The sequence below is a fragment of the Romboutsia sp. genome (genome assembly GCF_035470145.1).
Lineage (GTDB): Bacteria > Bacillota > Clostridia > Peptostreptococcales > Peptostreptococcaceae > Romboutsia_D.
In genome coordinates this window covers 1-12,383 of the sequence record NZ_DATIRC010000174.1, presented here as the reverse complement: position 1 = coordinate 12,383, position 12,383 = coordinate 1, and the positions used below count along the sequence as shown (strand labels likewise).

The 12,383-nt window shown below is 28.7% G+C and carries 14 protein-coding genes and 1 rRNA gene; 13 read left to right on the top strand and 2 right to left on the bottom strand.

The window, feature by feature from the left end:
- From VLM92_RS07335 to VLM92_RS07285, 11 genes are all read left to right on the top strand, one after another.
- Positions 1–202, top strand: a 202-nt coding sequence (locus VLM92_RS07335) for a hypothetical protein (protein ID WP_331681717.1), incomplete at its 5' end; no start/stop codon positions are given.
- Between the two features lie 260 nt (positions 203–462).
- Positions 463–843 carry a holo-ACP synthase gene (gene acpS, locus VLM92_RS07330; RefSeq protein ID WP_325275684.1) on the top strand — a complete coding sequence of 127 codons (381 nt, stop codon included), beginning with the start codon at positions 463–465 and terminating at the stop codon, positions 841–843.
- Positions 844–847: 4 nt separating this feature from the next.
- Complete coding sequence (locus VLM92_RS07325; protein ID WP_325275683.1) at positions 848–1,309, top strand: CBS domain-containing protein; 462 nt, start codon at positions 848–850, stop codon at positions 1,307–1,309.
- A 19-nt stretch (positions 1,310–1,328) separates the two neighbouring features.
- Positions 1,329–1,919 (top strand): germination lipoprotein GerS, encoded by a 591-nt coding sequence (gene gerS / locus VLM92_RS07320; RefSeq protein WP_325275682.1) that lies wholly within the window; start codon positions 1,329–1,331, stop codon positions 1,917–1,919.
- Between the two features lie 14 nt (positions 1,920–1,933).
- Complete coding sequence (gene alr / locus VLM92_RS07315; RefSeq protein WP_325275681.1) at positions 1,934–3,094, top strand: alanine racemase; 1,161 nt, start codon at positions 1,934–1,936, stop codon at positions 3,092–3,094.
- Between the two features lie 30 nt (positions 3,095–3,124).
- A complete protein-coding gene (locus VLM92_RS07310) occupies positions 3,125–3,409 on the top strand; it encodes an antitoxin (RefSeq protein ID WP_325275680.1) in 285 nt (94 codons plus the stop codon).
- Positions 3,369–3,761 (top strand): type II toxin-antitoxin system PemK/MazF family toxin, encoded by a 393-nt coding sequence (locus tag VLM92_RS07305; protein WP_325275679.1) that lies wholly within the window; start codon positions 3,369–3,371, stop codon positions 3,759–3,761. The genes VLM92_RS07310 and VLM92_RS07305 overlap by 41 nt, the downstream gene beginning before the upstream one ends.
- 424 nt (positions 3,762–4,185) lie before the next feature.
- Positions 4,186–5,013 (top strand): transketolase, encoded by an 828-nt coding sequence (locus VLM92_RS07300; protein WP_325275678.1) that lies wholly within the window; start codon positions 4,186–4,188, stop codon positions 5,011–5,013.
- Positions 5,006–5,941: a transketolase family protein gene (locus tag VLM92_RS07295; protein ID WP_325275677.1), complete on the top strand. Its 936-nt coding sequence runs from the start codon at positions 5,006–5,008 to the stop codon at positions 5,939–5,941. The genes VLM92_RS07300 and VLM92_RS07295 overlap by 8 nt, the downstream gene beginning before the upstream one ends.
- A 167-nt stretch (positions 5,942–6,108) precedes the next feature.
- Positions 6,109–6,534, top strand: coding sequence for a hypothetical protein (locus VLM92_RS07290; RefSeq protein ID WP_325275676.1), 426 nt, complete (start codon positions 6,109–6,111; stop codon positions 6,532–6,534).
- 139 nt (positions 6,535–6,673) lie between these two features.
- Positions 6,674–9,127: a Lon protease family protein gene (locus VLM92_RS07285; protein ID WP_325275675.1), complete on the top strand. Its 2,454-nt coding sequence runs from the start codon at positions 6,674–6,676 to the stop codon at positions 9,125–9,127.
- Positions 9,128–9,247: 120 nt separating this feature from the next.
- Here the strand turns inward: VLM92_RS07285 and VLM92_RS07280 are convergent, their stop codons facing one another.
- Positions 9,248–9,820: a 5-formyltetrahydrofolate cyclo-ligase gene (locus VLM92_RS07280; protein ID WP_325275674.1), complete on the bottom strand. Its 573-nt coding sequence runs from the start codon at positions 9,818–9,820 to the stop codon at positions 9,248–9,250.
- Between the two features lie 159 nt (positions 9,821–9,979).
- On the opposite strand from VLM92_RS07280, the gene VLM92_RS07275 reads away from it, so the two are divergent.
- Positions 9,980–11,131 (top strand): S41 family peptidase, encoded by a 1,152-nt coding sequence (locus VLM92_RS07275; protein WP_325275673.1) that lies wholly within the window; start codon positions 9,980–9,982, stop codon positions 11,129–11,131.
- Positions 11,132–11,685: 554 nt separating this feature from the next.
- On the opposite strand, the gene VLM92_RS07270 is transcribed toward VLM92_RS07275, so the two are convergent.
- A complete protein-coding gene (locus tag VLM92_RS07270; protein WP_325275672.1) occupies positions 11,686–11,916 on the bottom strand; it encodes a hypothetical protein in 231 nt (76 codons plus the stop codon).
- A gap of 335 nt (positions 11,917–12,251) precedes the next feature.
- On the opposite strand from VLM92_RS07270, the gene VLM92_RS07265 reads away from it, so the two are divergent.
- Positions 12,252–12,383 (top strand): 16S ribosomal RNA (locus tag VLM92_RS07265); the annotation flags it as partial.

Below are 12,383 nucleotides of genomic sequence, written 5' to 3'. Positions count from 1 at the left end.
AGCAGAGATGATTATAGTTAGAACTACTGAAGGAGATAGAGGTATACTTAAAAACCACAGACCTTTAGTAACAGGACTAGCAACTGGAACTTTACGTATAAAAAAAGATGGAAACTACAAAGATGCTAAAATCTCTGGAGGGTTCATGAACGTAGATAAAGAGAAAACAGTTATAGTAACTGAATCTGCTGATTGGATATAATAGCAAGATTTAATATATAAAAAGGACTAGGTATTTTACCTAGTCCTTTTTATATATTAAGGATTTATAACTTCTAACCTTTAAATCTTGAGAAATGGACTTGATTTTGAAGGACTTTATCGGCATAAGCAAACAGGGTTTTTTATGTTATTTTTATAAAAATTAGTTATAATAGTTGTTATAAATTAAAAGTAGAAGTCATTGAATATTATTATTTAATAGGAATAAAATAAATATAGAAGGACTTTTGGGAGGATATTATGAATATACTAGATATTGGAATTGACATTATTGAAATTAAAAGAATAAAAGATGCAATAGAGAGCAATCCTAGGTTTTTAAATAAGATGTTTACAGATAGCGAAATAAAATATTTTGAATTAAAAGATTTTAACCCGGAGAGTATAGCAGGTAATTTTGCAGCTAAAGAGGCTATTAGTAAATCTATAGGAACTGGTATAAGAAATTTTAATTTCAAAGATATTGAAGTATTAAGAGATGAATTAGGTAAACCCATAGTTAAAACCTATAATAATTTACAGCAAATCTGCATAGATTATAGTGTTTTAGAAATAAAAGTTTCAATTTCTCATTGTAAAGAATATGCTGTAGCAAATGCTATAACTATAATTAAGGAGTGATAAAATGAAAAACAAAACAGCTAAAGATATAATGACAACGGATGTAATAATAGCAAATAAAGATGATAGCATAGTAAATGTAGCGAAGTTATTAATAAAAGAAAAGATAGGGGGAATGCCAGTAGTAGATGAGAATAAGAAGGTAGTGGGTATAATTTCTGAAACAGACATAATGAAAAAAGAAAAATATGTGGAAGCGCCAAAGGCTATAAATATATTAGAAGGATTATTGTTTTTAGATAATTTTAAACAAATGGAACAGGATATAAAAAGGATAGCAGCATATAAAGTGAAAGACTTAATGTCTACAGAAATAGTTAAGGTTCATCAAGATGATACATTTGACGATGTAGCTAATATTATGATAAAAAAATCAATCAATAGAGTACCTGTTGTAGATCACACAAATACGCTTAGAGGTATTATATGTAGATACGATATAATAAAAGCTATGTACAATGAATAAAGTTTAATAGGAGGACTTTGTGAAGATAAAGTGGGCTAAATTAATAGTAATAACTATTATCATACTAGGCATTATTATAGGATGTCAAAAAAGAGAGTCCACAAAAGAAGAAGTATATGAAGAATTTCAAAAGAAAATTTCGACTATGAAGTCGTATAAATGTAGTGCAGAAGTAGAGGTAGTTGGTAATAAAAGTGCACATAATTATATCTTTATTCATAATTATAATAAGCCAAATAATTATAAATTAGAGGTAATCTCTCCAGAACATTTAAAAGGAAAAACTATGGAGTATAAAAAGGATAAAGTATTTATTAAAAATCCTAATATAGACGATATAGTAGAGTTACCTAACACAGGTAGAAATGACCAATATATGTTTATAGGAGATTTCATAAAAAATTATCTGCAAAATGAAGAAATGAAAATGCAATTAACTAAAGGAAATTTAATTTTAGAAACATACATACCAGGAGACGATGAATATTTTAATAAACAAGTATTGTATCTAAATACTGAGACTAAAATCCCTGAAAAGATGGAAATATTAGATGTTAAAGGGGATACTAGATTTACTGTTAGTTATAAAGATTTTGAATATAAAAAATAAGGGGGACAAAAGAGATGAAAAGTAGAATAACAGCTCCTACATGGGCGGAGATAAATCTAGATAACGTAAAGTTTAATTTAAATAATATAAAAAAGTTATTGAATGAAGATACTAAAATTTGTGGAGTACTAAAAGCTAATGCATATGGCCATGGTTCAGTAGAAATTGCAAAATTGCTAGAGAAGGAAAGGGTTGACTACTTAGCGGTTGCTAGGCTAGAAGAAGCTATAGAACTTAGAGAAAATGATATAACACTTCCTATATTATGTTTAGGATATATTCCAGAAGAATCTTTAGAAATTGCTATTACAAACAATATAATTATGACTATTTATTCTTTACAAATGGCACAAAAAATTAATGAAGTTGCAAAATGTATAAAAGAAAAAGCTTTTGTTCATATTAAAATAGACACTGGAATGACAAGAATAGGATTTCAACCAAATGAGGACTCAATAAAAGATATAAATCAAATTTGTGAACTAGAAAATATAAACTTAGAAGGTATGTATACTCACTTTGCTACTGCGGATGAATTAGGTAAAGAATTTACTAATATTCAAGTACAAAGATTTAAGTTTATGGTTGAACAGTTAGAATTGATTGGAATAAACATACCTGTCAAACATGTATCAAATAGTGCAGCTACTATGGATCTGCCAGATTTAAAGTTTGATATGGTTAGGTGTGGAATTGTACTATATGGACATTATCCGTCTGACGATGTAATCAAAGAAAGGCTTTTATTAAAGCCTGCCATGACGCTAAAAACAACAATAGCTCATATAAAAGAAGTAGAGTCAGGAATAGGGATAAGCTACGGACTAAAATATAAGTGCAACAGTAAAGAAAAAATAGTAACGATACCTATTGGATATGCTGATGGGTTTACAAGGATGCAACCAAATCCTAAGGTATGGATAAAGGGAAAATCCTTTGATGTTGTAGGTAGAATATGCATGGATCAATGCATGGTTAGAATTGATAAAGATATAGACATAAAAATTGGTGACCAGGTTATAATATTTGGAGAAGAGAATGGAACAGCCGAAAATATAGCAAATGACCTAGAAACTATAAATTATGAAGTGTTATGCATGATATCAAGGAGAGTTGACCGAGTTTATATGGAAAGAAATGCAATTTTACAAGTGGGTAGTTATTTGATAAAATAAAATTGATAGTATACCCGGGGAGGCGATTTTGTGCACAAAAAAAGTAATGAGAAAATTATATTTACTTTACCCGATTCTCTCGTATCTGAAGTAGATTATATCGTCCAGATGGAGAATAGCAATAGAGAAGATTTTGCAAAAGCTGCTTTTCAATTCTATATAACCCAAAAGAAAAAAATAGATTTTAGAGAATCTATGATTAAAGGTTATAAAGAAATGGGTCAAATTAACCTATCATTAGCTGAATTAGGTATGACAAATGAGGTATCTTCCGATGACAGTATCGAAGGGAAGATTGCTCAAGGTGAGTATTAACTTGGATATAAAGCGAGGAGACTTGTATTACGCTGATTTAAGTCCGGTTGTTGGATCTGAACAAGGTGGTGTTCGACCAGTTTTGATAATACAAAATGATATAGGAAATAAGTACAGTCCAACTGTAATAGTAGCCGCTATAACATCTCAAATTAATAAAGCAAAGTTGCCTACTCATATAGAGATTAGCGCTAATGAATACGGGCTTAATAAAGATTCTGTTATTCTCTTAGAGCAAATACGAACTATAGACAAGAAAAGACTAAGAGAAAAAATAGGTTGTCTAGATAAGAATATGATGGTAAAAGTTGATGATAGTCTTCAAATAAGTTTAGGGCTATTTGTGATGTGAGAAATTATTGATATTATTTTAATATCAATAATTTTTTTTATTAAATAAAATATATTTAATCCAATTAGATACTTATTGATAAGTAATTTCAAAAAATATTAAAATAATTAAACTGCATTTAAAAAATTATAATTCAACTTTGATATAAATTCATTATAAATATAATATCTTAAATAAAAGTGTTACATAAATGAAGTTTTAAGTTGCATTATTAATAAATAAATGTATATAAAGAAGATTTTATGATTACAAAAATAGTAATTATGATGAATAAATATAAAAAAACGTATAAAAAGTATATATAATATGTTTAATTCAAAAAATAGAGTAAAAAAAATCTATAAAAGTGATATAATAATATGAGATTAGAAAAACATATTACATATGAGTAAATTTTACTTTACAAACACAGGGAGGTAATTACATGAGAGACCATAAAGGATTAAATGAGATTGCATGTAGTGTCAGAAAAGATATAGTCTCTATGATACATGGATCTAAGTCTGGACATCCAGGAGGATCATTATCAGCTGTTGAGATATTAACAGCCCTTTACTTTGATGAGATGAATGTAGATCCTAATAATTGCAAAATGGAAGATAGAGATAGATTTGTTTTATCAAAAGGACATGCAGCACCAGTGTTATACGCAACTTTAGCTCACAAAGGATACTTTGATAGAGAAGAGTTAAAAGGATTAAGAAAAATAGGAAATATGTTACAAGGACATCCTGATATGAAAGGAACTCCAGGAGTTGAGATGTCAACTGGTTCATTAGGACAAGGTTTTTCAGTAGCTTGTGGTATGGCTATGGCATCTAAATTAGATAATGCACCATGGAGAGTATATACTATACTTGGTGATGGAGAAGTTCAAGAAGGAATAGTATGGGAAGCTGCTATGAGTGCTGCTCACTACAAACTTGATAATATGGTTGCATTCTTAGACTACAATGGTCTTCAAATAGATGGAGATGTAGAAAAGGTAATGAATATAGGTCCTATAGTTGATAAATTTAAAGCTTTCGGATGGAATGTAATAGAAATAGATGGACATGATTTTGATCAAATATTTGCAGCTTTAGACATGGCTAAAGAAACTGTAGAAAAGCCTACAATGATAGTTGCTAAAACTATAAAAGGTAAAGGCGTATCATTTATGGAAAATGAAGCTGGATGGCATGGAACAGCTCCAAGTGATAGTGATTTAGAAAGAGCATTAGCAGAATTAGGGGGTGTAGACAATGAGTAAGATAGCAACTAGAGAAGCATATGGAAAAGCATTAGTTAAATTAGGACAAAGTAATGATAAAGTTGTTGTATTAGATGCAGATTTATCAAAGTCTACTAAGACAAATGATTTTTATAAAGCATTTCCAGAGAGGTTCTTCAACATGGGGATAGCTGAACAAAATTTAATAGGAGCAGCTTGTGGTCTTGCTACTGCTGGAAAGATTCCTTTTGCAAGTAGTTTTGCTATGTTTGCTACAGGAAGAGCTTTCGAAGTTATAAGAAACTCAGTATGTTATCCTAAATTAAATGTTAAGGTATGTGCTACTCATGCTGGACTTACAGTAGGAGAAGATGGGGCATCTCATGAAAGTGTAGAAGATATGGCTATAATGAGGGCTATACCTAATATGACTGTTCTAGTACCTGCGGATGGTGTAGAAACAGAACAAATGATATTTGAAGCAGCAAAATTTAATGGACCGATGTATGTTCGTTTAGGAAGAAGTGCTGTTCCTACGCTATTTGATGAAAATTACAAGTTTGAAATAGGAAAAGGTGTAATAGTTAGAGAAGGAAATGATGCTACAATAATAGCTTGTGGAATAATGGTAAATGAAGCTATAATGGCTTCTGAAACATTAAAATCAGAAGGTATAAATGCTAGGGTTATAAATATGTCTACTATAAAACCTATAGATAGAGAACTAATAATAAATGCAGCTAAGGAAACAGGGGCAATAGTAACAGCTGAAGAACATAGTATAATCGGTGGATTAGGTTCTGCAGTAAGTGAAGTTGTAAGTGAAGAGTGTCCGGTTGTCGTTAAAAAAGTAGGAGTTAAAGATGTATTTGGTGAATCTGGAACACCTGGTGAACTATTAAAAAAATATGGTTTAACAGCTGATGAGATTGTTAATGCTGTTAAAGAAGCTTTAGCTAAAAAATAATAATTAAGATAGGATATAGTCTAGTTTTAAAGGCTATATCTTTTTTTTATTCAATTTACTGACAGGCAGTTCAGTAATAATATGTTTACAGATATGGATGAAATAAATTTTATTCTTCTAAGGTTTGTATAACTTTCATATATTTAAAATATATGGGGGTGATAATGATGAACATAAAGTTTAATATTAAAGGGTTAATATATGGTGTAATGATTGTGGCACTTATAATAGGGGGATTTGTTATTATACCAAATATGTTTATGGAAAATTCTAAACCAGTAGATTACACAATGGTGCAAAGAGAAGCAGTACCAGAGAAAATATTAGATATGATGGATAAGTATACGAATGAAGAGAGAGCATTGGCTGTAAAACTAGACAAAAAGATATATGTAATAATAACAAGAGGAAATAATAGTCAACATGGTATAGAAATGGATAAAATAGATATAATCCAAGAAGATGATAAAAAGGTGATGAGAGTAGAGGCTAAATATAAAGAAAAAGAATCATCATATGCATACATAGTTGTAGAAACAAATCTTGACGAATTGCCAGATAGAATAGAGCTAAATACGATAAAGGAAAAATAATTCATAAATTACATAAAACATTAAAAGGTTATTTTAGTAGACTACTAAAATAACCTTTTATAATTTATTTCATATTTACTAATTATTTACCAAGAAGTAGGGAAAAATAAATCCTAAAATGATGTTGAGAGGTGAATAAATGTTGAATATAGATAAATATAAAGTTAAAGTGGAAGATTTAAAATCTAAGCAGTCCTTGAAAGATATAGTTTTTAATACAACTGAAGATATAGTTCCTATAAGAGATATAATAGGACAAGACAGAGCGGCACAAGCTATAGAGTTTGGTCTTGAAATGAAGCAAAAGGGATACAACATATATGTAGCGGGTGTAAGTGGAACAGGAAGAACTAGATATACACATACACTAATAAAGAAACATGCTAAAATGAGGGGAAACCTGAAAGACTGGTTATATGTAAATAATTTCAAGAATCCCAATGAACCAACAGCTTTATGTTTTAAGGCTGGAGAGGGTAAAGTATTTAAAAAAGATATAGATGATATAATAGAAAAGTTAAAATATGAAATTCCTAAAATATTTAATTCTAAAGAATATGAATATCACAATAGATTATTAATGACTGAGTTAGAAGAAAATATTCAGAAAATCATAGATGAACTGAATGAGTTTGCCAAGCCTAAAGGTTTTAAGTTTCAAGTTACAGAAAGAGGGCTTATGAGTGTTCCTATGAAAGAAGATGGGACATTGATGCAAGAAGAGGAGTTAGGTAAGTTAACAGCAATAGAAGTTAGAAAGTTAAGAGAAGATGGGCTTAAGTTGAACCAAGAAAGTAAAGATTATATAGATAAAATAAAAGCATGTGAAGATGTATATAAAAATAAAAATAGTGATCTAGATAGAAATGTAGGTAGAAGTTTAGTTGGATTTTATGGTCAGTATTTATTAAATAAATATGGAAAAAATGAAAAAACTCAAAAATATATAAATGATCTGTGCAATGATATAGTAAATAATATATCTAAATTTAAAACTGAAAACGAAGAGAATCAACAAAGCCCAATGGCACTATTGGGCATTATGTCTCCTAAAAGTGAGGAAAAATTTTTTAATAGATATAAAGTTAATCTATTTATAGATAATGGAGAATGTGATGATTGTAAAATAATAATAGAAAATAATCCTACATATTATAATTTGACAGGTTCTATAGATTATAAAAATGAAATAGGAGCATTAACTACTAGCTTTATGGAAATAAAACCTGGTTCATTGCATAAGGCTAATGGAGGATACCTTATTATAAATGTGAAGGATTTACTATCTAATCCATTTTCTTGGGACTGCTTAAAGAGGAGTCTGAAAACAGAAAAAATAGCAATAGAATCTTTAAATAAGCAATATGGATATTTAGTAACATCTACCCTTAAGCCAGAGCCGATTGATTTAGATATAAAAGTTATATTAGTAGGAGATAGTTATTACTATAGTATTTTATATGCATATGAGGAAGATTTCAGAAATTTATTTAAGATAATGGCTGATTTTGATATTGAAATAGACAAGAATAAAGAAAATATATATAAGACGGTACAATTAATAGCAAATAAGTGTAATGAAGATAACCTAAAACATTTCGATAAGTTAGCTGTAGAAAAATTAATAGAGTATAGTACTAGAATGAGTGATAATAAGGATAAACTTACAGCTAGATTTAATAAAATTGTAGATATAATATATGAAGCTGATGCGGTTAGTCAGGGTGATAATATATATATAACTGCAGAAGATGTTCAAAAAGCAATAGACCAAAAGATATACAGAAGTAATAAATATGAAGAGAAGTTAAACGAAATGTTTAGAGATGGAACATTACTAATAGATATAGATGGTGAAAAAGTAGGGCAAATAAATGGATTAGCGGTAATGGGAACAGGAGAATATTCTTTTGGTAAACCATCGAAAATAACAGCTTCTACATATAAGGGTAGAAGAGGGGTAATAAATATAGAAAGAGAAATTAAGCAAAGTGGTAGTATACATGATAAAGGAGTATTAATATTAAGTGGATATTTAGGCGCTAGATATGGTAAAGAAAAACCACTATCTATAACTACATCTATAACATTTGAACAAAACTACAATGGAGTAGATGGAGATAGTGCATCTAGTACAGAATTATATGCAATAATATCTAGCATAGCTGATATTCCAATAAAACAATCTATAGCAGTAACTGGTTCAGTTAGTCAAAAAGGAGAGATACAACCTATAGGAGGAATAAATCAAAAGATAGAGGGATTCTTTGATGTATGTAAGATTAGAGGATTTACAGGTAATCAAGGGGTTATGATGCCTATACAAAACATTAAGAATCTTCTTCTTAAAGATGAAATTGTGGAAGCTGTAAAAGAAGGTAAATTTAATATATATGCAATAAGCAATATTGAAGAAGGGTTAGAGATATTAACAGGTAAAAATATAAGTGAAATAGATAAAATAGTTAATGAAACTTTAGAGAAATATAGAAAGTTAGATAAAGATGATGAAGATGATGGTAATAAGAAAAGAGAATATACTAGAGATGAAGAACATAAAAAAGATGATAAAAAAGATATAAATATAAAATAGATACTTAATGCAAAAGTATTCTCTGAATAGTTTGATTGAGGGAATACTTTTGCTGGTATTTTATGTATTTAATAAACTTTAGATTATAATAAGCTTAATAAAATTGAATAAATAGGATATTTACTTATTAGATGTTAATATTTGAGTTTCTGTAACTATATAGTCAAGCTGGGCATCGTGATCTTCCTTAGGAACAGAATGAAATATTTGCAAATCAAATGCTATGCCTATAGTTATAGCATCTTCTCTAAGCCTATTTAAGAATCTATCATAAAAACCACCGCCATATCCTAATCTATAACACTTTTCATCATAAGCAACGGCAGGAACTATTACGACGTCAAGGTCGAGTACATCAATTTCAGGAGAACACTCATCTTTAGGTTCTCTTATACCATATGCACCAATCTTGATTCCGTTTTTTAAATTTGTAATTTGAGAAGGTATTAATCTTCGTTCATCTTTCAAGGTTATAGGAGATGAAACAACTTTTTTAAGACAAATAAGTTTATTAATTAATTCATCTGTTTGAACTTCATTATTAAAATCTAAGTAAAGCATAATACTTTTAGCATTTCTTATGCAGTCTAAAGATAATAGTTTTTCAGTTATTATAGATGAATTTTTAGCTATAAACTCAGGACTTTGATTTTTTCTATCAGAGATAACTTTTTTCCTAAATTGTTTTTTCATAAAATCTACCCCTTTTACTATGGTATAATATGGATATGTATATCCAAGATAAATTTTAGTACATTCAACTGACTTAAATCAACACAAATGAGAAATGGTAATAAAAAGAATAGCTGGTCATATAATATATAGTAGATTAGATAAAGGAGATGCAACGTAATGATTTCAAAGAAAAAAGCTATAATATACGGGATAGTTCTTGTAATAGTTACAGCTCTATTTACATCAACTCTTCAAATTGCAATAGGGGATAGAGTAGTCGTATCTAAAGAGATGTACGAGAGTTATAAGAAATACAATAAAATGGTTGGGTTAGAAGGCGAAATAAAAAAAGATTTTTATAAAAAAACAGAGAATGATAAATTAGTAGATGGAGCAATTAAAGGGATGTTCTCTGGATTAGAAGATCCATATTCTCAATATTACACAGAGGAAGAATTTAATAGATTAAAAGAACAAACTAGCGGATCATTTGTAGGAATAGGTGTATTTATAAGTCCTTCATCAGATGACGGATATATAACCGTAATATCTCCTATTGAAGGATCTCCAGCGGATAAAAGTGGAATACAACCAGGAGACAAGATAATAAAAGTAGATGGAAAGAATGTATCGGCAAAAAAATCTGATGAAGCGATCGGAATGATTAAAGGAAAAGAAGGAACTATTGTAGAATTAACATTAAAAAGAGATAAAAAAGAATTTGATATTAAAGTTAAGAGAGAACAAATTATATCAAAAAGTATAGAAAGTAAAATTTTAGAGGATGGAATAGGTTACATACAAATAATTTCATTTAGTGAAAATACATATAAAGAATTTAAATCGTCATTAGAACAATTAAAAGGAAAAGGTATAAAAGGGCTAATACTGGATGTAAGAGATAATGGTGGAGGATTATTAACCATATGCCAGGAAATAGCTGATGAGTTAATAGGTGAAGGAACAATAGTTTATACTAAGGATAATAAAGGTAACACTGAATATTTAAAATCAGACAAAGATAAATTAGGATTGCCAATGGCTATATTAACAAATGAGAATAGTGCATCAGCTTCAGAAATTCTTACGGGAGCTATAGTAGACAACAAAGCTGGAATATCTATAGGAACGACTACTTTTGGAAAAGGTCTAGTTCAAAGTGTTAGAGAATTAAAGGATGGTACAGGGTATAAGTTAACTACTGCCCAATATTTTACTCCAAGTGGAGCTTATATCAACGGTAAAGGTATAAAACCGACTATAGAAGAAAAAGACCCAGAGAAACAATTAGACGTAGCTATTAACTGGATTAAGGAACAAATTAAATAATATAATTTCGTATTAATATAAAAACAGGCTTAGTATATAAATTAACTTAGCCTGTTTTTATATTAATTGATATAGTTAATTATGCAGATTTTAAAATCGCATCTCAGAAACTTATAAACATGTTATATAATAAAATATTATATCTAATAAAATTTAATATAAAATTTGAATGTTGAATAATGATATGATTTAGCTATGTTTTTTTTAAAATATGGATTTATTTAAGAAAATTTGTATTTTAAATAGAAGGGAATAAGGGTATTGTATAGAATTAATTTATAAGTTAATAATGTTAAATAGGAAGTGATAGAATGAAAAAACCTACAGGAAAAGTTGTTAACTTTCAAGAATATAAAGAAAACAAAAAACAATTAGAGCTCGATAGAAAAGAACTTTTAAATTTAATAAAAAAGATAGTAACCACAAAATAGAGAGTAGTAAAAACTCTCTATTTTTATATTATTAATTATTAAGAAAAAATATAACTAATGATTAAAACTAAAGATGATTAATTAGTAGTAAGATTTATTCTATTATAAATAAGTTAAAAGGAGTTAGGACATTTTTAAATCATTCATATAACTTTGAAACTGATTAAATTCATTTGAATCAGTTAACTCAACAATTTCTGAGTTTTCAGAATCGAAATTTTTGAGGTATATAGTATAGTTATTATTTACACAATCATGATATATACATCTATACCCATCTTCGTATAAGTCTTTTAGTTTATTAAAGTTAGTCATGATATTGCCTGCTACGTTAAAAGTAGCTTCTCCTTTCATAATATTTAAAGTTATATATTATTTTTAGATAAATGATTTTATATTAATTATTATTATGTTATGGAATTTGATAATTAATATTCAGTAGATTATTAAAAAATATGTGGAAATATAGTTACATAAACAAATATTAGTGTATATGGATGTAAAAAAATAAAAAAAAATAAAAAAGTATTGACGATATTAAATTAAGATGATATAGTATTACTTGTCCTTAAGAAAAGGGCAAACAAGAAAATGAACTTTGAAAATTAAACAGTAGGTTAATTTATAGAATTGAAACAAACCAAACAAACAAAGCCAGATATATAACAGTATCTGAGCCTGTTAAACTTTTATTTGAGAGTTTGATCCTGGCTCAGGATGAACGCTGGCGGCGTGCCTAACACATGCAAGTCGAGCGATTCTCTTCGGAGAAGAGCGGCGGACGGGTGAGTAACGCGTGGGTAACCTGCCCTGTACACACG